This window comes from Paenibacillus sp. ALJ109b (assembly GCF_010747435.1).
GTDB classification, from domain to species: domain Bacteria; phylum Bacillota; class Bacilli; order Paenibacillales; family Paenibacillaceae; genus Paenibacillus; species Paenibacillus taichungensis.
Genome location: NZ_JAAIFP010000005.1, coordinates 49,303 through 70,365 on the forward strand (window position 1 = coordinate 49,303; position 21,063 = coordinate 70,365).

General features: G+C 41.4%; 35 protein-coding genes. All 35 read left to right on the forward strand.

The window, feature by feature from the left end; translation table 11 throughout:
• Positions 1-23: 23 nt before the first annotated feature.
• The 35 genes from G3352_RS05800 (at position 24) to G3352_RS05970 (ending at position 21,048) form a co-directional block, all read left to right on the forward strand.
• Positions 24-737 carry an AAA family ATPase gene (locus G3352_RS05800; RefSeq protein WP_163754877.1) on the forward strand — a complete coding sequence of 238 codons (714 nt, stop codon included), beginning with the start codon at positions 24-26 and terminating at the stop codon, positions 735-737.
• A gap of 34 nt (positions 738-771) precedes the next feature.
• On the forward strand, positions 772-1,257 hold the full coding sequence (locus G3352_RS05805) for a DinB family protein (RefSeq protein WP_163754879.1): 486 nt from the start codon (positions 772-774) through the stop codon (positions 1,255-1,257).
• Positions 1,254-1,742, forward strand: coding sequence for a cysteine hydrolase family protein (locus G3352_RS05810; RefSeq protein ID WP_163754881.1), 489 nt, complete (start codon positions 1,254-1,256; stop codon positions 1,740-1,742). The genes G3352_RS05805 and G3352_RS05810 overlap by 4 nt, the downstream gene beginning before the upstream one ends.
• Before the next feature lie 205 nt (positions 1,743-1,947).
• A complete protein-coding gene (locus G3352_RS05815) occupies positions 1,948-2,463 on the forward strand; it encodes a GNAT family N-acetyltransferase (RefSeq protein ID WP_163754883.1) in 516 nt (171 codons plus the stop codon).
• A 333-nt stretch (positions 2,464-2,796) separates the two neighbouring features.
• Complete coding sequence (locus tag G3352_RS05820; protein WP_205524725.1) at positions 2,797-3,174, forward strand: hypothetical protein; 378 nt, start codon at positions 2,797-2,799, stop codon at positions 3,172-3,174.
• Between the two features lie 209 nt (positions 3,175-3,383).
• The gene (locus tag G3352_RS05825; RefSeq protein ID WP_163754888.1) at positions 3,384-3,908 is read left to right on the forward strand and encodes a hypothetical protein; all 525 of its coding nucleotides are present in this window, start codon (positions 3,384-3,386) and stop codon (positions 3,906-3,908) included.
• 51 nt (positions 3,909-3,959) lie between these two features.
• Positions 3,960-4,583, forward strand: a complete 624-nt coding sequence (locus G3352_RS05830) for a hypothetical protein (protein ID WP_163754890.1) — start codon at positions 3,960-3,962, stop codon at positions 4,581-4,583.
• A gap of 17 nt (positions 4,584-4,600) precedes the next feature.
• Positions 4,601-4,909 carry a hypothetical protein gene (locus tag G3352_RS05835; protein ID WP_163754892.1) on the forward strand — a complete coding sequence of 103 codons (309 nt, stop codon included), beginning with the start codon at positions 4,601-4,603 and terminating at the stop codon, positions 4,907-4,909.
• A 66-nt stretch (positions 4,910-4,975) separates the two neighbouring features.
• Complete coding sequence (locus G3352_RS05840) at positions 4,976-5,434, forward strand: GNAT family N-acetyltransferase (RefSeq protein ID WP_163754894.1); 459 nt, start codon at positions 4,976-4,978, stop codon at positions 5,432-5,434.
• A 76-nt stretch (positions 5,435-5,510) separates the two neighbouring features.
• Entirely contained in the window at positions 5,511-6,014 is a 504-nt protein-coding gene (locus G3352_RS05845) for a monooxygenase family protein (protein ID WP_163754896.1), read from the forward strand.
• Positions 6,015-6,070: 56 nt separating this feature from the next.
• The gene (locus tag G3352_RS05850) at positions 6,071-6,583 is read left to right on the forward strand and encodes a hypothetical protein (RefSeq protein WP_205524727.1); all 513 of its coding nucleotides are present in this window, start codon (positions 6,071-6,073) and stop codon (positions 6,581-6,583) included.
• Between the two features lie 32 nt (positions 6,584-6,615).
• A complete protein-coding gene (locus G3352_RS05855; RefSeq protein WP_163754901.1) occupies positions 6,616-6,999 on the forward strand; it encodes a hypothetical protein in 384 nt (127 codons plus the stop codon).
• 227 nt (positions 7,000-7,226) lie between these two features.
• Positions 7,227-7,628 (forward strand): hypothetical protein, encoded by a 402-nt coding sequence (locus tag G3352_RS05860; RefSeq protein ID WP_163754903.1) that lies wholly within the window; start codon positions 7,227-7,229, stop codon positions 7,626-7,628.
• Between the two features lie 32 nt (positions 7,629-7,660).
• Positions 7,661-8,017, forward strand: a complete 357-nt coding sequence (locus tag G3352_RS05865) for an immunity protein Imm33 domain-containing protein (RefSeq protein ID WP_240342956.1) — start codon at positions 7,661-7,663, stop codon at positions 8,015-8,017.
• Between the two features lie 47 nt (positions 8,018-8,064).
• A complete protein-coding gene (locus G3352_RS05870; protein ID WP_163754907.1) occupies positions 8,065-8,475 on the forward strand; it encodes a hypothetical protein in 411 nt (136 codons plus the stop codon).
• The gene (locus G3352_RS05875; RefSeq protein ID WP_163754911.1) at positions 8,456-8,806 is read left to right on the forward strand and encodes a hypothetical protein; all 351 of its coding nucleotides are present in this window, start codon (positions 8,456-8,458) and stop codon (positions 8,804-8,806) included. Before G3352_RS05870 ends, G3352_RS05875 begins: the two co-directional genes overlap by 20 nt.
• A 235-nt stretch (positions 8,807-9,041) precedes the next feature.
• Positions 9,042-9,719 (forward strand): HAD family hydrolase, encoded by a 678-nt coding sequence (locus tag G3352_RS05880; protein ID WP_076290034.1) that lies wholly within the window; start codon positions 9,042-9,044, stop codon positions 9,717-9,719.
• Positions 9,716-10,228: a hypothetical protein gene (locus G3352_RS05885; RefSeq protein ID WP_163754913.1), complete on the forward strand. Its 513-nt coding sequence runs from the start codon at positions 9,716-9,718 to the stop codon at positions 10,226-10,228. The genes G3352_RS05880 and G3352_RS05885 overlap by 4 nt, the downstream gene beginning before the upstream one ends.
• A 38-nt stretch (positions 10,229-10,266) precedes the next feature.
• A complete protein-coding gene (locus G3352_RS05890) occupies positions 10,267-11,115 on the forward strand; it encodes an adenylyl-sulfate kinase (RefSeq protein WP_163754915.1) in 849 nt (282 codons plus the stop codon).
• 66 nt (positions 11,116-11,181) lie between these two features.
• Positions 11,182-11,367, forward strand: a complete 186-nt coding sequence (locus G3352_RS05895; RefSeq protein ID WP_076290031.1) for a hypothetical protein — start codon at positions 11,182-11,184, stop codon at positions 11,365-11,367.
• Positions 11,368-11,427: 60 nt separating this feature from the next.
• Positions 11,428-11,994, forward strand: a complete 567-nt coding sequence (locus tag G3352_RS05900) for a histidine phosphatase family protein (protein ID WP_163754917.1) — start codon at positions 11,428-11,430, stop codon at positions 11,992-11,994.
• A gap of 37 nt (positions 11,995-12,031) precedes the next feature.
• Positions 12,032-12,544: a deaminase gene (locus G3352_RS05905; protein ID WP_163754919.1), complete on the forward strand. Its 513-nt coding sequence runs from the start codon at positions 12,032-12,034 to the stop codon at positions 12,542-12,544.
• Positions 12,541-12,918, forward strand: coding sequence for a MerR family transcriptional regulator (locus G3352_RS05910; protein ID WP_062320427.1), 378 nt, complete (start codon positions 12,541-12,543; stop codon positions 12,916-12,918). The genes G3352_RS05905 and G3352_RS05910 overlap by 4 nt, the downstream gene beginning before the upstream one ends.
• Positions 12,919-12,963: 45 nt before the next feature.
• The gene (locus G3352_RS05915) at positions 12,964-13,545 is read left to right on the forward strand and encodes a GNAT family N-acetyltransferase (RefSeq protein WP_163754921.1); all 582 of its coding nucleotides are present in this window, start codon (positions 12,964-12,966) and stop codon (positions 13,543-13,545) included.
• A complete protein-coding gene (locus tag G3352_RS05920) occupies positions 13,520-14,158 on the forward strand; it encodes a Type 1 glutamine amidotransferase-like domain-containing protein (protein WP_163754923.1) in 639 nt (212 codons plus the stop codon). The genes G3352_RS05915 and G3352_RS05920 overlap by 26 nt, the downstream gene beginning before the upstream one ends.
• Before the next feature lie 18 nt (positions 14,159-14,176).
• Positions 14,177-15,070: a PhzF family phenazine biosynthesis protein gene (locus tag G3352_RS05925; protein ID WP_163754926.1), complete on the forward strand. Its 894-nt coding sequence runs from the start codon at positions 14,177-14,179 to the stop codon at positions 15,068-15,070.
• Positions 15,071-15,096: 26 nt separating this feature from the next.
• Complete coding sequence (locus G3352_RS05930) at positions 15,097-15,891, forward strand: aminoglycoside adenylyltransferase domain-containing protein (protein ID WP_163754928.1); 795 nt, start codon at positions 15,097-15,099, stop codon at positions 15,889-15,891.
• A complete protein-coding gene (locus G3352_RS05935) occupies positions 15,854-16,288 on the forward strand; it encodes a cytidine deaminase (protein WP_076290025.1) in 435 nt (144 codons plus the stop codon). Before G3352_RS05930 ends, G3352_RS05935 begins: the two co-directional genes overlap by 38 nt.
• Positions 16,289-16,306: 18 nt before the next feature.
• Positions 16,307-16,762, forward strand: coding sequence for a GNAT family N-acetyltransferase (locus tag G3352_RS05940; RefSeq protein WP_163754930.1), 456 nt, complete (start codon positions 16,307-16,309; stop codon positions 16,760-16,762).
• Positions 16,746-17,810 carry a phosphotransferase gene (locus G3352_RS05945; protein WP_163754932.1) on the forward strand — a complete coding sequence of 355 codons (1,065 nt, stop codon included), beginning with the start codon at positions 16,746-16,748 and terminating at the stop codon, positions 17,808-17,810. The genes G3352_RS05940 and G3352_RS05945 overlap by 17 nt, the downstream gene beginning before the upstream one ends.
• Before the next feature lie 109 nt (positions 17,811-17,919).
• Entirely contained in the window at positions 17,920-18,717 is a 798-nt protein-coding gene (locus tag G3352_RS05950) for an inositol monophosphatase family protein (RefSeq protein ID WP_163755047.1), read from the forward strand.
• Positions 18,717-19,568 (forward strand): GNAT family N-acetyltransferase, encoded by an 852-nt coding sequence (locus G3352_RS05955; RefSeq protein WP_163754934.1) that lies wholly within the window; start codon positions 18,717-18,719, stop codon positions 19,566-19,568. The genes G3352_RS05950 and G3352_RS05955 overlap by 1 nt, the downstream gene beginning before the upstream one ends.
• Positions 19,569-19,603: 35 nt before the next feature.
• On the forward strand, positions 19,604-20,200 hold the full coding sequence (locus tag G3352_RS05960; RefSeq protein WP_163754935.1) for an HD domain-containing protein: 597 nt from the start codon (positions 19,604-19,606) through the stop codon (positions 20,198-20,200).
• Between the two features lie 45 nt (positions 20,201-20,245).
• Entirely contained in the window at positions 20,246-20,695 is a 450-nt protein-coding gene (locus tag G3352_RS05965; RefSeq protein ID WP_076290022.1) for an NUDIX hydrolase, read from the forward strand.
• Positions 20,696-20,715: 20 nt separating this feature from the next.
• Positions 20,716-21,048 (forward strand): HIT domain-containing protein, encoded by a 333-nt coding sequence (locus tag G3352_RS05970; RefSeq protein WP_163754937.1) that lies wholly within the window; start codon positions 20,716-20,718, stop codon positions 21,046-21,048.
• The last annotated feature ends 15 nt before the right edge of the window (positions 21,049-21,063 follow it).

A 21,063-nucleotide genomic window follows, 5' to 3' on the forward strand; every position in this document is an offset into this window, starting at 1 on the left:
CTTTATAAAATAGGAGTGTGTCTATGTATCTTCGAAGTGTGGAGTTACTGTCTGCTAAAGTCGAGAATCCGGATCAATATCCGTTTCACATACCGTCCATACAGTCTCTGGAGCGATTGGAATTCAACAATAACATTACTTTCTTTGTTGGTGAGAATGGATCGGGTAAGTCCACACTGCTCGAAGGTATCGCTCATCAATGTGGATTTAACACAGCAGGGGGCGGGAAAAATAATGCATTTGAGATTGATGCTGCTGAATCATCATTAGGTGACTATTTGCGTCTATCCTGGTTGCCCAAAATCACGAATGGTTTCTTCATGCGCTCGGAGTCCTTTTATCAATTTGCATCGCATGTAGATGAATTGGGGCCGGAGTCGCTCAAGTATTATGGTGGGCGTTCGTTGCATGAACAATCCCACGGGGAGTCTTTTCTCAATCTGTTCGTGAACCGGTTCAATTCCAAAGGCATTTATCTGCTCGATGAGCCCGAAGCCGCCTTATCGCCAGCCCGTCAACTCTCCTTATTGCGTATTCTTCATGATCTATCAGGCACTTCCCAATTTATTATCGCGACGCATTCGCCGATTCTATTGGGTTATCCGGGTGCATGCATTTTGAGTTTTGACGATGGTGGTATTCAGGACGTAGAGTATGAAGATACAGAACATTATCAGATCACCCGCAGTTTCCTGGAAAATCGCAACCGGATGCTGAATGAGTTGTTCAAGGACTAATTGTTTTTATTTTGAAAGGAGACAGGAGCCGAACATGAGTATCAAATTGGTGCTGTTGGACCAACTCGCTGCCTGTCATCATGACAAGAGCTGGTTTGTCCCGCTGGATGAGATGTTACGTGATGTAACCGCTACGCAGGCCTTATCGCTGAATGATGAGGGGCAATCCATCTGGAGGTTGGTGAATCATCTGACTTTCTGGAATGAAACTTGGTTGGATCGGTTCATTAAGGGTGAAGTGGTTATGGACAATAGCATAGATAATGATGAGACGTTCATTATTAACCCATCCCTGGTAAGTGAAGAAGATTGGCAGAAAAGCATTGCACACGTTGGTGCAACATTTAGTCGCTGGATACAGGCTGTAGAGGAATGTGATGATGCAAAATTAGGGATGACCATCCCATCGTACTTCAATGCCCCATGGTGGAATGTCATATCCAATCTGTGTATTCATAATGCGTATCATATTGGACAGATCATGATGCTGAGAAAGAAAGTAAGAGGAGAGATGATATGAAAATAGGTTTACTGATCGTGGATATGCAAGAGAGTATTGTACGAGATAAGTTAGATCAAAAAGCTATAGACCGCGCTTGTGAATATATCAATCATGTTGCAGACGTGCTTCGTTCGAGCGGTCATGTGGTAGTTCATGTACAAGACGTGGAAGGGATGGAGAATTCAAATTCTGAGGCGTATCGTATTATTTCTGAGGTTGATGTGACTGAGAAGGATCTGACAGTGACGAAGGAGAGTTCCAATGCATTCTGGCAGACAGACTTGGAGCAGATTCTGAAGAGTCACGGTGTTGAGCTGTTGATCATTTCGGGATTTGCCGCCGAAGAATGTGTTTTGTTTACCTATAATGGCGCAATGGAGCGAGGATTTAGACCGGTCATGTTGCAAAATGGGATTCTAAGTACGCATTCCGAAGCGGTGATTTCAACCTATAGAGACCGGAACGTGATTTCTTATCCTGTAGTTAATTATCTAATCCATTAAGTGAGATTACTCATGGACGCGACGATGTCGTGTCCGTTTTTGGTTAAACATATCCTTTTATGATGGGAAGGATTCTTCATCGTTTAAATTAAACTTTACCTATATTTACTGGAGTTGAAGCGATACATTTAAGTGGTAAGCAGGGGCGTGATATGCAACTAAAGATGGGGAATTGTGGTTTATTAATAAAGTGAGGTGTAATGACATGAATGTACAAATCACGAGTATTTTGGCAGAAAAGAAAGAATTATTTTTAAACTTGTACAACCTTTATCTATATGATCTTTCCGAATTCTCGGGTGAGGATTTGCTAAAAGAGGGGAAATTCGATCCAACGAATACCTATCTCTATCTCGAACGGGCGGAATTACATCCGTTTTTTATCCAATATGATGGAAAGGTAATCGGATTTGTGCTGGTTTGCTCTCCTCCTTATGTAGATGATGATGTCGATTATACGGTACAAGAGCTGTTTCTGGTCAAAAAGTATCGTGGACAAGGATTAGCGGCTCAGGCGGTTGATCTGGTGTTTGCACAATTTCAGGGCAGATTCAAAGTGGAGCAACTGGCTAATAACCGATCGGCTGTTTCATTATGGAAAAAATACTATGAACAACATCACATTGAATATGTAGAGTCGGAGTATAGCATTGAAATTGAAAACATCGCTGGTAGCCATCGGATTCTGTCTCAAACCTTTGTACGTGCAAGAACGGATTAGTCACTATTTCAATCTAACTCATTCCATGTTCAAGAAGGTTCTGTCTCCTCCCTACTTTGGGAGTCTGAGAGGATCTTTTTTGTGTTCTGTCTAGCCCAAAAGGAGTTGAAAGTAGATCATTCTGAGCTTATATAATAACTTCGCATTTACCAATACATGGGTTATGATGATTGAAAAGAGTTCACTGGTGAGAAAACATGAGTTATTTCATAGGAAGGGGACGGAAATATTTCGATGCACCATTTTGTTATTGAAAATAAGTCGGAAATAAATGAATCTATCTACACCTCCTACTCATGGGATACTCATGGCGGTATACATAAAAGCAGACTAATGGCAGAGGAACATGCTTACTTGGAAGATGAGTTTATTTCATACATTCAAGATTCTCTTAACTGGCTGAATACATGGAACCCATCTACCTGTAAAAGATGTAGTGGACTGAACAACTATGGAATAACGGTTATTGAAGAAAAAGATACTTTGTTGAAGTTTCATCAACTAATTCGCGCATGGATTGATGTATTCAACCTTGCTCCTGATCAGATGAAGCTTACAGGAGATTATTGTTTTGATGGAAATGAACAGAGGGGCTATTACGAGAAACTCATGTATAACAGAGTTGAATTGATAAACGAATTAAATAAGCTTGCGAATATGGCAAAAGATGCTGAGGTAAATGGGAAATGCATTTTGCATTTTGGTATTTGATCATTTAAATACGTGTGATTGCATCCAAGCTAGCATATTCCTCAATTGAAGATGCTGAAGATACTCAAAAATTGGTTTGCTCATATTTTATATGACAAACGCTTTTCATAATCTTACATTTAGCTGAAAGATGAATCACTCAAGTCATACATTTAAGTTGCAGTAGTAACCCATCATCCTTGGCATATGAAAAAGTAAAGGAGAAGCCTATGAACCAGTTTTCAGTGCCTGAGTCGATTGAAAATTCTGTAGAATCATTAAGAATGACAAACACCTCCACTCAAATTTTTTTCGAGCTTTTAGTTCTAAGTGGGTCGCAGACTGCAACAGTTGATCGAGAAAAAGAATTTATCATTTGGCTTGCGCAACACGACCAAAATTGTGTAGGCCGTGGGAACGTTGGGTTTGATATGGATGAAATGCCATGGACAGAAGAAGATTTTTATCCTATGAAACAATTCTTGTTAAAGACAATCAAAGGGGCGCTACATAAAACGGGATGGGCTGTGTTGAATTATGAGCCCAGTGTGCAATGGAGCAACATCACATTTCAGCATTTCTATCAAATGATTGAAAGTTTTGAGCAAAAACATGTAAATTCTCAAAATTACCTTGAATGGATAACACCTTATGAAGGTGACGAGGTGCCAACGATCCCAGAGGGCTATCCAATGTGTAATCAGCATTCGGTGTATTTATCATGTTTTGGATGTATCATCTGCAATTCTTTGTAATGTAAATCCCCCATTTTAATAGAGATAGGAGCATTTATTATGCCTTGGCCCATGGTTCATTTTGCAATCGCATCGGAATTATTATCTGATCCAACCCCTGAATTAATAGTGGGAAGTCTTGCCCCTGACTCCATTCATGTGAGAACGAATGAAAGAGTCGAAAAGTCAAAAACTCATCTCATGCCAGAGACAGCACGGTTCGCAACAGACGAAGAGCTCAGGGCATTTTTCAATTCCAACAAGAAAGTTGCGGATAGTGACCCTAAATTCATGCAATATTTGTGCGGTTACATTGCTCATGTATATACGGATCGTGTATGGACTTTCGAGATTTATCCTGCATATGAAGTTCATCCGAGTGGACGAAGTATTTATACGGAGGATGTTACGAAGCTGGAATTTATGATTTTGAGAAAAGGGTCTGATGGCCATGATTTGTTGAATAAGCTGGAAGCGGGTAAAGCTTTTGATTTAGGTGGATTGCTGGAGCAAGAGGTGTACCAGTATAGAAAAGAAAAAGTAGACTTTTTGAATAACCTTGAACATGAGCCCTTAGATGATTTGAACATTTTATCTATGGAAGCTATAGAAGAGTTTATACAAACAACGTCCCAAAGACTTAGACAGTTGTTTACAAAGTGGGATGTGTTTGAAGATTTATGCTGCATTGCTTGAGCAAGGGAGTGATATTCATGAAGGTATACAAGAAAAAAGTCCGTAAAATGGTGATAAAAGATGTTTCGTTCCTGTACGTTGTAGACGAGCAAGCACAAGACATTATAATCCGTATATTTTCGAATACTTATAAATCTACATTCGTGGAGTTTGTTGTCCCTTGGGAAGATACGTGGGATATATTTGTCTATGAGCCCAAGCTGATTTCTAATCTCATTCAACATGCATTAGAACAAGGATGGGACTGCCGCCAGAAAAATAATCGGATGAAATTCGACAACGCGACAAGTATCATAAGAGTGTTAATGGCAAAGAAAGAAGCTTGATGATGGGCATGGTTATACCATCTGATTCACTAGAAGACTTTAACAAGGAAAGGAGAGGTGTTCTAAATGAAAAAACGGATTAGCCTCGCCCTATATAATCAGAAGTACGCTCAAGACTTGGCTAATTTTTCATTAAGTGATGAACAGGTTCAGTTTACTGCAATGCCTGCGGAAGTGATTGAGGAGGCATGGCAAAATCCGAACAAATATCCGGTAGTGATTTTAAATGATGAGACTCCAGTTGGTTTCTTCATATTACATAAAAATTCTGAATACGTAGAGGAAAGAGATACTTCCCGTACAATACTGGTACGTGCATTATCCATTACGTTGGAACATCAGGGGAACGGGTATGCACTCACTGCCATGAGGGAACTGCCTACACTGGTTAAGCAGCTTGATCCGAAGGTCGATGAAATTATTTTAGCTGTGAATGAGGGGAATATTGCAGCACAAAGGCTGTATCTAAAAGCAGGTTTTCTGAATATGGGAGAACGGAAAATGGCATCAATGGTCTTCAACTGATTTTGCAATATAGAATGGTGTAGGGGGATGAATTACGGCAGACAAGACGGCTTATTTGATAAAAAGGAGGAGTAATGTGGCGAACATACACAAGGGAAGATATTCGGCTGAGATCGATGGCGAGTTTGTTGTTTTTATTATTGGAATGAGAGTTAATCGCCTGTGGGCCATACATAAGTGGTTACCTGTTTTTAAATCCATGGGCCCAATGATCAAAGAATTGTACATGAACCCAGATACCGGGCTTCTGGGGACAGAATTTTTTATGAGCTGGCGTGGAGTGACTCTGCTGCAATATTGGAGATCTTATGATGAATTGGAGAAATACGCACGCGGTGGCCTGCACTTGGAGGCTTGGAAACGTTTTAACCAATCCGTTGGATCGGATGGAAGCGTGGGCATATATCATGAAACGTACAAAGCTCAATCCGGTTCATATGAGACCATCTATGCGAATATGCCCAAATTCGGATTGGCTAAAGTGTCTAACCATGTTCCAGCGACAGGCAGGAAAGAAACGTCCAGACGTAGAATGGGTGGAGAGAGTGATCCGGCAGTAGAAACACCAAAGAATCCTTAACATATGATTAGTGAAGTTCGAATGTACAATCATCGCAAGTAGAGAGGAGCATGTTATTGAAAGTTAATGTCAAACCAGAAGATTTGGGTTCTGAGCAGCTTAGTTGGCTGTGTGTCCAACCGATGTTGATCTCCGTTCGTGGTAAAGATGTTGCAGCAAAGGTAGAGGTATATCGGCAATTACATGAAGGACAACAAGCGATATTCTTGTTCTATTCCTATCATAACCATACGAAGAGCTTGGCGGAGTTTTATTGGTTTTCGGCGTACAACATTATCGACATGAAGAGCTGGAATGGAATTAAGAACGGGATGCGCTATTTTAACCAAGATGGAATGGTAACTCTGCTGGACGACATCGAGCGTTTGATTACAGATAAAAATAATGATGGAGACACGTGGCGTGAGGTCTTGCCCACGGATTTGGAGAAAGATCCGATTCTGCTGCAAAGAACGGAAGAACTATACGTTAAATATCGAGCCGCGGCTCAGGAAGCAATTTTACACATGAATGAAATAATTCGGCAAAATCAGGAGATGTATCTGGAGATTACGGAGATCAACGCCTAAAGTAATCTCAAAATATAAGGAGTGATCATTTCATGAAATCTCCAGGTGGATCTATTTTTCCTTATTATTATAAAGGTGGAGAAATCCATTGTCTGAAATATGGCAGCAAGCATAAGGACCAAAATAAGCTTTTCGATGTGATGAGACAAGAAGAGGCTTTCATCTTAGGGATCAATAAAAAACTCAAGGTTTGGGTGGATATGTATGAGACGAAGATTACCAAAGAAGTCTTGGAACAGTTAATCTGCAACATAAATAATTTCAAAGATCATGTGGATAAGCTCTCATTTGTAGGACTATCAGGGATGGATCGTTGGAAATTGAAAAGAAGATTGAAGAGCCTGGGGATGGGGCAATCTGTATCATTTTATGCTGATCCTGAAGAGGCAAAGACATGGCTGATAACGGATCGATGATTTGATCTTTAGCAGCAGGTGTGGGAATAGGTCAATAGGAGAGCTACTCTTCATGGAGTAGTTCTTTTTTTCATGATTATGAAGGCGAAACTATGCTGTGTTAATTCGAAATTCTTCTAACATAACAAGTACTTCACATAATTCAATTCTATTTCTATGCTAGAATGGATAGCAGGAAAAAAGCGGAAGAATTAAACAATATTCTGAAGTAAGCAAGGGGTACTGAAATGAACGAAGAAGAGGTTTTGGAGTTGTACGGTTTAGATCCCGATACCAGACACAGGCAGCAAATCAGAGAGTTGTTGCAGCAGGAAATCGAGAATCAAGAAGCAGTGGATCATGAGTATCTCAAAACCTTATGTATTATGTTATTCTGCATCGGAAATGTAGAGGACACTGGGCTGATCTGGCAGGCAAAACGCAAGAATCAGGATACGGGCAGTTATATTGATGTGCAGCTTCTGTGTGGTGCCGGTTATGAGAAGACAGTGATTTATCTGGAACAGAATCTCGAGGACTCAACGGGAGAGCAGTTGAACTATCTTAGACAGTGTGAGTTATATGATTTTGTTGATTTTTCCAAGGAGGAATGTGTCTCTTACTATAAACAATATTATGAACAACCTTAGTCACATCCAACATGTGAGAAATGAGATGATCAATGATGACAAATGCTGATTCCATCCAGGAACAGATGCAGATGTGTCAGAAATATAATGCCGACTATGTACCGAGCGAACTACACCATAAGATCGGAATCGCCTGGAACGTCAAAGAGAAGTTGGAACCGATCCACGGCATGCGTATTCAGCCCGTGGGAGATACAACAGGATGGTATATTTGGGCGGATGAATACTCGGAGGCAGATGACTTTTTTGTCCCATTACATGTCACGCACATCGATGACTGGGACCCCAAAATTAAGAAGTACCTCGGACTTGCGACGGGATGGCGGTTTGTGATTGCAGAAGATTATGAGGATGTATGGTTTGACGAGCAGTTGCTTAACAGATCATAAGCAGAGCAACCAACGAGTTAAAATGGAACATTGAAAGGAGTCATACAATGCCAAGTGTGCACGATAATATCATATTAGGTTACGAAGTCGATTTGGAGTATGAACGCATTAGGATGCGTACCCGTTCGTATCACTCTGATTTGTCTGAAGATACGGATATCCTTTTCTCGGATGTATTGGCACATTCGTTTGATACACCGTTGCAAGGCAGCATTATCTTCGATATTGACGAAGTTGGTTTGGATTGTTTTATTAGTTACAATCGCGATTTGTTGGAGAAAGGGAAAGGTCAGGGCTGGCCTATCATGTATGAAACTGATGAAGAACTGGAAACCAAGTTGATCGAGGGGGAATATCTGTACTTGGTCATTACATCATCATATGGATTAAGTGGCTGGGTATTGGCTAAAAAGGTTGAGATGATAACGAAGATGCGGAATGAACAAGATGAAGAATAGATTTGGTCATGAACCGAACAGGATCCGTAAATTACCAGTAGTTATGGGTCTTGTCACTTTAGTTGTCATTATGATTATTACCAATCCAACCAGAAGTGATTTTTATACTTGGCTGGAAAGCGAGTATGGTATACATGTCTCCTACGATGTTAATGAAGGAACGACGTATACACAGATCACGAACGGCCAGGAAAAAAGTCTTAATTTCAGAAGCGGGCATATACAGCATGTGGGAATCTTTACTACGTATAATGAGACTTTTATGAATGCTGAGGGTAATGAGATCAACATTAAAGCCACTGGTGTAATGAACATGTTTTTTAAAAGATAGTTGGTTGCTGTTCAGATGTTGGAAAGGGGTTATACATACCACGCTTCTTTGTATGATGAAAACATGCAGAGCATCGTGGTTTTTGTGTTGAGCAAAATCCGTAAGGAGGGGGAGGATTACGTTATTTGGTTCATTCGCAAATTCCACATTATGGGTTATGATGTACCTACAGAGAAAATTTAACATACATAGGAAGTTTTTTGGGGATTGAGATTATTCCAGTAGGAGGAATAGAATGAAAGCTATTTTCCTTGATTTTTATGGGACAGTTGTTCATGAAGATGATGATATTCTACCCGTAATTTATAAACAAGTTCAAGCGACAGCGCAGGTGGAATGTACAACGGATGAGATCGGTGCTTACTGGTGGAAGGCTTTTTCTACATTGTTTTATGCAAGCCACGGCAGCCAGTTTACCACGCAAAGAATGCTGAATGTGCAATCTCTGGCAGAAACGCTTCTCCATTTCAAATCGGAGCTACAAGCTGAGTCGCTTAATCAGGAACAGTTGGCACATTGGCGTAACCCTGGCATATTTGCTGATTCAATTCCCTTCCTTCATTCTCTTAAAATTCCAGTATATATCCTGTCCAATATCGATACGGATGACGTGAAAGCTGCAATGAAGGCACATAACATTGAAGTGGCCGGAGTAATTACCAGTGAGGATGTTCGTTCTTATAAACCAAGGTCAGAGATGTTTGATGAAGCGATCAACAGGTATGGTTTGCAGCGAGATGAGGTGATCCATATAGGCGATTCTCTGGTCAGTGATGTACAAGGAGCGCAAAATGCGGGAATTAAGGCTATCTGGTTGAATCGAAAAGGAAAACTCAAACCGCAACAGATTACACCGGATTATGAGTGCAAAGATCTTGGCGAAGTTGTGCATATGTTGGAGGCTTGGATATGAAAAAGTTAACCGTGTTGTCGTTACTATTTCTATTCTTAATCGCCTGTCAGGATAAAACAACCCATGAAGCTGTGCAGAAACCAACGATTCCAGTGACGGAAAGCGTTACTGATGAAGAAATCGAGCAGAAGGACGATGAAGCAGAAGCACCCAAAGAAGACAAAGGCATTCCTCCTGTCTATCTTGATGAAACGAAGTATAAAGGTGATGAACTGGAAATCGTCAAACTGATGAACTTGCGCATGCGTTATATATGGGAAGAGGATGAGGAGGGCTATATGAGCCTTTTTGATCCACAATCGCCAGTCTCAGGCATGCCAGTTTCAAAAGTTCGCAAGGTGATCTCTATGAGCAAGATCAAGATTCGAGAGCAAAAGAAGCTCTATGAGGCACTTGTGATGGTTACTGAATTAAGAGAGAACGGGGAAGAGTTCGGCCCTAGCATGGTGTTTTGGAAGAAGAAAGCGGATGGCGATGCTGCGAAGTGGATTTTTGCAGACATCGATTAACAACAACTGAAGGAAATGAAGTAAAGGGTGATGAAATCATGACAAAACAATTGATACTTATTGAGGGATTACCGGGTTCAGGAAAGTCGACGATTGCCAAGATGGTTTCCGAGATTCTGACTGAGCAAGGCAAAAGGGTACAACTCATCCAGGAAGGGAATCTGGATCACCCTGCTGATTATGATGGTGTGGCCTTTTATTCTGCGGAAGAGTTCAGGTCTTTGGTGGATGCTCACGAGGCATATAAACATATATTGGAGAGCAAAGCTACAGCCTATCAGGATGGTTTCCTGATTCCGTATCGCAAAATGAAAGAGGAATTCGGAGTGGATTTCCCTGATTATGTGGTGCAGGAGATATTTAACAAAGATATTTATGAACTGCCTTTTGAACAAAATTTGAAGCTGATCACCGAAAAATGGCGGAGTTTTACCGAAAGCGTGATAAGTGCGGATGATGATTCCATCACCATATTTGAATGTTGTTTCATTCAAAATCCACTGACCATAGGTATGGTGAAAACCAATCAATCCAGAGAAGAAAACGTGCAATATGTTCTGGAATTGGAGCGCATCGTTCAACCATTGAATCCGCTCCTAATCTATATTCATCAGGAGGATCTTGCACATACCTTTGACAAGGCGATCCAGGAAAGACCCAAGGAATGGTCAGCTGGATTCGTACAATATTACACAAATCAAGGATGGGGACTCGCGAAAGGATATCATGGTGTTGAAGGCACGGTGAAAGTTCTTCAGGCAAGAAAAGAGTTGGAAACCGAGATTTATCAGTTACTGAAGATGGACAAGCACTGGCTGGACAATTCAGAATATAACCGCGCTGCTTGCCAGGAGGAACTGGAGAAGATTCTGAAAATTTCACTTTGAGATACTAAAGTACAAGTACGAGATTTCTTCGTGCGGTAATACAATACATAATGGAGGTTTATTTTCATGTTATTTCTCGAGGCAACACTAATCGTCATTACCGCTATATTGTTCATCATAGGTGTAAGGAGCAAACGCAAAACATGGATTAGATGGGGTATAGGGAGTTTAATTTTGTTGATTGTACTTTTTATTCCATCGTTTGTTAATGGATTTGTGGAGGGATTATCTTCGGGCTGGTCGGCAAAGTAACCTGGAAGCAGTTAAAATTATGGGAGCCTTAAGCATTACGTTCAGAAATAGGAGGAGTTTGTGGATATCACATTTATTCGTCATGGTCATGCTGAACATTTGCTTCATTATCCTCATCAGCTAAACCAGTTGCATCCGGGACTTACTGAACAAGGAAAGAGGCAGGCGACTGCATTGCAAAAGCAGATTAAAATGTTACCGGAAGACATAGTGTTGGTGAGTCCTACGAAACGAACGATAGAAACGGCATCCCTCTTAACATCAAGAGCTAAACTGACAGTCTGTCCACTCGTTGGCCCGAGAATGTTCCCTCAAAATCCGGAGTTCTCTGTTCTGCGCTGTGATCATATCTATTCGAAAGACGAATTAAATGCTCAGTATACAGGGTTGCGAATTCTTGATTTTGAACTTGACTGCTGGTTGGATGGGATTAATCGAATGGAAGAATATCTATTTGAGGTTTATGCTGGACAGCTAATTCAATGGTGCAGGGAGCAGAGCGGAAGAACTTTTATCATTTCACATGATGGTACGATAACAAGTTATAGAGCTTTTCTTGGAGAGCAGGGGTTAACCCGAAGTGACTTTCTAGGCGAAGCGGGTCATTACACGATTAGAGATCTGTAATATAGAAGGTCATTATATACACTAAGGGGGAGTTTTCGTGAGATTATCGGACTATGAATATTTAGTTTTGGCTCTGAAAGAGGCAGATCAGGCGCTAATAGAAGGAACCTATCCGATTGGAGCGATAATTGTGGATGCGGATGGGGATGTCGTGAGTAAAGGAAGAAACCGTGTCTTCTCCGAATGTGATCCCACTGCACATGCTGAAATCGATGCTATTCGTCAGGCAGGGCAACATTTGCTGGATGTAAGTAAGAAACGATACACGAAGAATGACCTGACCCTCTACACCACCTGTGAACCTTGCCCCATGTGTTCATGCATCATATTAATGTCGGGGATCAAAAAGATCGTATGGGCTGCGGATGATGAAGGGTATGGCGGGCTTAGACGTTTTAAGGAGGGCCCTCATTTTATCCATCTGTTCGACACACTTTCCTGTGTTGCAGCACCATATCTTGATTTGGAAAATAGACAGCGAGCATTGCTTGCCCAATGGAATATTGGTAGAGGTTTGCTTAATACAGAGTGGGAGACTCCCAAACAATGAAATCCATTCCGATCTCCATTTTACTAGCCAGTGTCATTTTGGGAATATCGTTCATAGTTGGTTGCCTGTTGCTATCAAATCAGGGGAGAGCTAGTGAATCGGCTCAGGCAGTGGAACAGGATGTGCCGAACAATAACAAAACATTAATGACGATCCAAGAAACGGCGGAGTATCTGAGTATGACTAAAGAACAGGTGATGGACATTATTAAGGCCGAACAAGGAAGTTTCTCGGCATCGGGTTTCTTTGAAGGAAAAATGTTTCCTTTCATCAAGGTTCAAGATCAATTTTTGGTTAGTAGAATCGAGTTGGAATTGTGGGCTCAGGACGCATCTTCAAGTCATAGAAGATATATTAATGGGCAGATGCAATAGTCCTAGGGGAACGACGGCCTAAACAAACAAAGGAGATAATTTGAAATGGAGTTCGCAGGACAGAAGATAAGAATAACACCTGTCACAGAACATGACCTCGACTTTATAAGCAAAATTGAATGTGATGCGAGTATATGGAGTTTTGAGGAGACCGTTGAAACGGATACGGAGAAAGTTCGCGATAAATATCGTAGTCATTTTTTTACTGTGGAGGAAAAGCCGTATGCCTATGATTTCATTATTCGTCGTTTGGAAGATCCAGAAGGTGAACCAATTGGCCTTATCCAAATGTGGAGCTATGTAGGTCATAGAAAAAGCTGGGAACTCGGATTCGCGCTGCTTCCGAATTATGTAGGGGAGGACTACGGAAGTGAGGCTACGAATCTTTTATTAGAATTTGCATTCAACGGGTTACACGCCCATAAAGTGATAGGTATGTGCAATGCTCAGAATGTCCGATCGGCTGCGCTGATGCAGAATGTAGGTATGACACGGGAAGCTGTGTTCAAGGAAGAACTTTGGTGGAACAATCAATGGACGGATCAATATTTCTTCTCCATTTTAGAAAAAGAGTTTAGTGAACAAAGAGGGAGAAATTCAGATGACCAAGTTGGTCTTGTTAAGTGATTTATATTTCAAATCTAACCACGAACTAAATCAGAAAATTTTGAGCTTGTTCAACTCTGACCAGCCTTCCATCGGTTATGTGCCTTCGTGTTCCGACCCGGAACGGAAATATTTCGAGCATACGAGACGTTACTATAATCAACTGGGAATCAAATCAATTGATTATTATGATCTAGACCTAGAATACGAGGAAAACAGATTTAATACGATTTTTGAAACCGACGCGATTCATTTATCTGGAGGGAATACATTTTATTTTCTAAGTTTATTGCAGAAGAGAAATACAATGGGATTGTTGCGTTCCTATGTGAACAAGGGCGGCATTCTGATTGGAGTTAGTGCAGGCAGTATTCTAACTACACCAACGATAGAAATGGCCGGATATGGTAAAGATGCAGACGAGAACCATGTTGGATTAATGGACAAGCAGGCTCTGGCGCTCGTTGATTTTGAATTTTCACCACATTGGGATGGAACGGAAGAAGCTCTGGAGTCATTACGAGATTACGCGCGTGCCAACTCTACAACAATCTATGCTTGCAAAGATGGTAGCGGGATTATTATCGATGGTGAAGTGGTAGAGTCATATAGCGATGCACATCGTATAAACTGAAAATAAGGTGGGTCTACAATGAGTGTAGTCATGGTGTATCATTATGATGCTTTTTCGACGGTTCCTGGTAAAGGAAATCCGGCTGGAGTCGTCTTTCATGCCGATTCGCTCTGTGAGGAAGCGATGCAGCAGATTGCGCATAAAGTTGGCTTTAATGAAACGGTCTTCGTGATGAGATCCAAGTTGGCAGACGTTAGATTACGATATTTCACACCGGGTCATGAGATTAATCTGTGTGGCCATGCAACAATGGCATCCATGTATGGGTTAAAGACTAGAGGGCTACTGGAGGATAAGCAGTCGATCACCATTGAGACTAATGTAGGCATATTGCCGATTCAGTTCCAGCAGGATGGCGATACGATCAACATTGAGATGAAACAGGATCAACCCCGTTTCATGCCATTCCAAGGTGACATAGAAAAGCTGGCAAATTCCATAAATCTAACTATGGATGATCTTGATCTATCCACACCCATCGTCTATGGAAGTACGGGAACCTGGACGTTATTGATACCGATTCGCAAACTGACTTCTTTCCAACAAATGAAACCGGATTCTTCTCTATTTCCTGAGATATTAGTTGAAAATCCGAAAGCTTCTCTGCATCCCTTTACTCTGGAAACTCGTGATTCAGATGCTCTAATGCATGCCAGACATTTTACTTCGCCCTTTTCGGGTACTACGGAAGATCCGGTTACGGGAACAGCATCCGGTGTAATGGGTGCCTATTATTTGGAGTATCTAAATCCTAAGATGAATCAGGCTCATTTTGTTGTGGAGCAAGGGCATGAGGTTGGTAGAGATGGGAAAGTTCATGTCAGTGTGGTCAGAAATGGACAGGACCTGGATGTCAGAATACGAGGAACGGCTGTTTTTGTGGAGGAAATGAAAGTGGAGTTGGATACATAACAACGTAAATAAAGGAGTGGATTTAGGTGGATGAACAGGCGGTACTACATACAGTTACCCATTTGTTTGAAGAAGAATGCTCGGATTCCTTGGTAGGAATTTATTTACACGGGTCCATGGCTATGGGGTGCTTCCATCCCAATCAAAGCGATATCGATATACTGGTGGTATGCCGGGAGCAGCTGTCTGCTGATACCTATCGAAGGATTGCGAAGAGATTGATGCAGACCGAAGATGAAATGCATATTGTCACAGGATTTGAACTTAGTATTGTTTTGGAGTCTACGGTTGCTAAACTAACGTTTCCGACTCCATTTGAATTTCATTATTCTGCGTATCACCGGGAAAAGTATAGAACTGATGATCAATATCTTTGCGGTGGATACGAAGATCCGGATCTGGTAGCACATCTGTCCGTTATTGTTGACCGTGGAATTATGCTTGTCGGCAAACCGATTAAGGAGTTATTCCAGCCCGTAAAACGTGAATATATGTTGGCCTCTATTACATCTGACGTTAGTTCAGCTATGGAAGAAATAACGGAGAATCCTGTCTACTATGTTCTGAACCTATCACGGGTTCTATTGTATGTGAAAGAGTCGGTTATATACTCCAAGCGAGAAGCAGGCGAGTGGGCACTCATTCATATTTTACCGAAGTACAAAGAAGTCATCTCACAATGTCTAGCAAAATATAACGGAGAGCTGGAGAGCGTGAATCTAAGTGATGATTTACTTCTGGATTATGCGAAGTACATGTTGGATGAAATAAAAAGGAGACATCATGATGATTATAACGACAGAGGATCTGGAACTGATTGAAGCAGCAAAGAACGTAATTTCGCGTTTGTATCAGGAGGGCAAGCATCACGTTGGGGCAGCAGTACGAACTCGATCTGGAAAAATATTTACGGCGGTACATCTGGAAGCCTATATCGGTCGTGTCTCAGTATGCGCGGAAGCGATTGCTATAGGTAAAGCCATTTCGGAAGGGGAACATGAATTCGAAACGATTGTGGCGGTAAGACATCCCGAAGTTGATCCTAATGATGCACCGAACGGAGCGGAAATCCAGTTAGACGTGGTATCTCCTTGTGGTATTTGCAGAGAACTGATTAGTGATTATGGGAAGGACACACAGGTCATTTTGCAGGGAGAAGAGGGTTATTCTAAAACAACGATTGGGCAGCTATTACCACAAAAATATACAAGAACATAATAAGGAAGGTAGAGTGTGATGTTTGAGATTGTTGATATTCGGCAAAAGCCGGACATGCTGCAGACAGCTGTACATTATTTTTGGAAGCAGTGGGGCTCGGAATCAAGTTATCATTTTTACCGGGATTGTATAGAGCGTTCCGTGGAAACCGAGAGTGATTTACCCCGATTTTATGTACTGTTGGATGGAGACAGGATTGTTGGAGGATATGCTCTGTTAAGGAGTGATTTGAATAGCCGCCAGGATCTATTTCCTTGGTTTGCGTGCCTTCATGTTGATCCAGAATACAGAGGCAAGAACCTTGGTGGGCAACTACAGAATCATGCGATTAATGAAGTGAAGACGAAGGGCTATAATAAGCTGTATTTATGTACGGATTTGACGGACTATTATGAAAAAAATAACTGGGCGTATATCGGTAAAGGATATTTGCTTGATGATGAAGAGACTCGAATCTATGAACATCAAATTTGATGAAGTTCTTCAACATTATTTCTGTGAAGCGAAGTATGTCTTAAAAGCCGTCCCATTTGGACTGACCAATACAACCCAAGTCCTTGAAATGAATGGGCAGAAGTATATCGTTCGAATCTATAATAAGTACATGAAAACGATCGATAGTAGTGAGCTCGAAACTCAGGTGACGACATTTCTTGATGGCAGACATTTATCGTTTCAGGTACCTGTCTTTCTTCATACCTTATCTGGAGAGAATTTCGTCGTTTTAAACGATGGGTCTCTTGCAGCTATTACTAATTTTATAGAGGGCTCTATACCTCCTTTGTCTGATCTGAAAAAAGCTAAACATTTTGGTAGATTGGTGGGAACGTTCTCTTCTGAGATGAGTAAGCTTCAACCAGAAAAAAACGGCTATCAGGGGATATCATTTAGCAAAATATATGATATTCATCCTTTAGCTAATCGTCAGTCAGTTAAGACTTTTTTTGAAAATTCACCTTTTGAATTATCAGATTCAATGTTCTCTTTTTACCAAAGGATGATTACTGATGTGGAGACATCCAACCTATCTTTGGAAGTGCTGCCGAGTCAACTCGTTCATCATGATTTGTTGATATATAATTTGCTCTCTCGTGACGATGAGATCATAGGCGTACTGGATTTTGATTTTATGGGGATGGATGCTGCGTTCATGGAATTGGCGATTAGCTTCAATCATACGATTCAGGAGTCCGAAGGGTCATTGGATATGATTGAGGCTTTTCTTCAAGGATATTCAACTGAACGTAAACATTCCACTCTGGAAATCAATTGCTTACCGTTACTTACCAAAATCTATTTTATAGCGGTGCTTCATTTTTATATTGGTCAGCATTATGCGGGAGTGACGATTGAGCAAAACTTTAACTTTATGCTTAATCAATTTGAGCGGAATATAAACTGGCTACATAAGCATGATTTAAAAATTCAAGAATTGTTTCATAGATATTTGGTCCGATTTGATAACGATTACTATGAGTCAGAGACTGAGGGTTTCCATAAAGGATCAACCTATACCCAATAAGAATGAAAACATACGCTCTAGCAGATCACCCGATGTACAGTCGGATGCCAAAAGAGCTTTGTCCAGAATGCGGAAAATACGGATCAAGTAACCGAACGGAGTGATAGTCATCGAACAAACCATTCGTTTAGCCCAAGCGATTGCCGAGAGAGTCATTCGAAGAGCCGGAAAAGTTGCCAAAGATCATTTTGATCAGATCACCTGTGCAGAGGAGAAGGGCATCTTTGGCGACGTAGTTACTGAAGTAGATCATGAAGCAGAGCGGATAATATGTGATGAAATTAGCATTTGTTTTCCCAATCATGAGATCCATAGTGAAGAGCGGGGGCATAACGGACAGAAGAGTGACTGGCTGTGGATGATTGATCCGTTAGACGGAACAAACAACTTTGCCATTGGCCTACCGATATTTTCTGTTTCCATTACACTAATGTATCGTTCAGAACCCGTTCTCGGGGTTATTTATGAACCTCTGGTGGATCGTTTGTTTGTGGCATCACTTGGGAATGGAGCAAGCTGTAATCTGAACCCCATGAAAGTTCAAAAGAAAGAGCATATTCATAAAGGGACCATTGGATGGATCCAGGGGCATCAGGTGCAAAATGAGGAGAAGGCTGTACGGCTACGTCAACATCTGGATGTTCGTTTCAAACGAATGATGCGATTATGGGCTCCAACCATACAGTGGTGCATGTTAGCTAAGGGGGATATTGACGGTATTGTGCTCTACAATTCGGAAGGAGACGATTTGTATTCAGGCATATTAATAGCGAAAGAAGCAGGTGCCATTGTTATGGATTTTGAAGGGATTCCCTTTGAAGGCATGAATTCAGAGCCATATTTGATTGCCTGTCATCCGGATCATCGTGAGTATTTCCTGAGTGTCGTTCGGGAGGGAATGAACTGATGATTAGCGAGCTTAATAAGCATGAATTCTATAAGTTGAGGCACTTCACGGACTTATACAGAAATATTGAGGTGAAGGCCGTGGTATCTGGGTTGAATCCTGGCCGAATCTACGTTGATGATGCAGCGAATATCACAGCAGCGTTAATTTGGGTGACGGGACAAAACGGTTTTCAGTTGATCGGAGACGCTCGAAGTGAACCCTTCCTGAACGAATTGGAAGAATTCATGAAAGAACACATAGAACCTGAGTTATTAAGATTAAATATCCACACAGTTGAGGTAGGTGTGGCGGATGAAAGCTGGGAAGATGTACTTCATCATATGGCCGCGAATAAAGAGCTCCATAGCGATATTCAGCATGTATTCACATTGGATTCAGACCAAGGTATGACTGAACATCTAAGTCATCCGGGTATTCATGAAGGGTATGCTTCTCAGAATGAGGTTGTCAGGCTTCTCAAATTAGACGAGGCATTACTGAAATCTGGGAAGTTCAACAATCTATCTTTTCTGAAGGACAAAGTCTCACGCTTTTGGGATAACATGGATGAGTTCTTGGAACATGGCTTTGGATACATTGCAGTACAAGGCGAGGATATCGCGAGTGTTTGCTTTTCGGCGTTTATATCAGATCAGTGGCATGCAATTGATATTGAAACTATCGAAGCATACAAGAGAAAGAATTACGGTGCAAGGGTAGCGCGAGCATTTGTAGAAGAATGCAGGATTAAAGGTATTCATCCGTATTGGGATTGTTCCCCAGATAATGAAGGTTCAATCCGTTTGGCAGAGGGTGTGGGTATGTCTCTGAACTTTGATTACAGAGTTTACTGGTACAATCTCTCTTGATGGGGTTTGGAAAAAAATGCTGAAAGGAGACTTAAATGAACGAATCATTACAGAGTCAGATTCAATTTCTTATTGAGATTGATAAACTGAAAACGATTGAACGAAAAACGAGAATCATCCATGGCGACAGACTTGAAAATGATGCAGAGCATTCCTGGCATCTGGCAATGATGGCCTTGATTTTGCAGAGTCACTCCAACAAGGAGGTGGATATTCTCAAAGTCATTAAGATGCTTCTTGTTCATGACCTCGTTGAGATCGATGCCGGAGATACATTTGCCTACGATACGGTAGGGCATGCGGATAAATATGACCGAGAGATCAAGGCTGCGCATCGACTATTTGGGATTTTACCGGAGGAACAGGCCCAAGAACTGTTGAACCTGTGGCTAGAGTTTGAGGCAAAGGAGACCCATGAAGCGCAGTTTGCTTCGTCGATTGATCGGTTGCAGCCGTTGATCCACAATCATCAGAATGAGGGAGATACGTGGCAGAAATACAATATTACAAGTGAACAGGTGTTAAATAGAAATCGGGAGATTGAGAACGGTTCCGAAACATTGTGGACGTACGCACAGCAGATTATCCAAAATTCCGTAGACAAAGGAATCTTGACTAAATCCAAGTCTTAGAGCACATTGCTGAACTTATCTGATTACAGACGGGGGAAAATCTTTATGGGATATATCATGGAGTTGAGAAAGCTGGTGGGTTCGCGTCCTCTAATCATGGCTGGTTCATGTGTGTTGGTCTTCAATGAGCAGGGCCATCTGCTGTTGCAAAGACGTACAGATAGTCTGGATTGGGGAACCCTAGGCGGATCATTGGAACCGGGAGAATCTTTGGAGGAAGCTGCTGCCCGTGAATTATATGAGGAAGCTGGACTGAGAGCGGGTGCATATAAACTCATTACCGTTTTCTCAGGTCAGGACATGTATTACAAGTATCCGCATGGAGATGAAGTGTATAATGTAATGGCAGTCTATGAAGCTACTGAAATTCAGGGCGAACCAACCGTCATGGATGATGAAGGACTGGAACTGCGTTATTTTGATCTGAGTATACCAATCCCAGAGATTAATCCGTTCACAGAATATGTGCTGAAAAAAGCGGGATATATTAACTAAGTAGTGAAAGGAGATCGTATATGACACAGGATTTTTATTGTGATGAAGTGCTTAGTGGTAATACCAAAGTAAATATCGTTATGGAAACAGACAAGGTGCTGGCTTATCATCATACCCGACCATACTACAAGCATCATATTGTTGTTATTCCAAAGATCCATATCCAATCATTCATTTCACAGGAAGAAGATAATAATGATGAACTATTACTGGAGATCATGCGGGTTATCAAAAAGGTTGCTGCGGACATGGTTGTCCAGACGGGTTCTTCCAAAATTGTAACCAACCTGGGCACTTACCAGGATTCGAAGCATCAACACTGGCATGTGGTAAGCGGTGAACGTATCCAATAAAATAAGTCTTAAGTA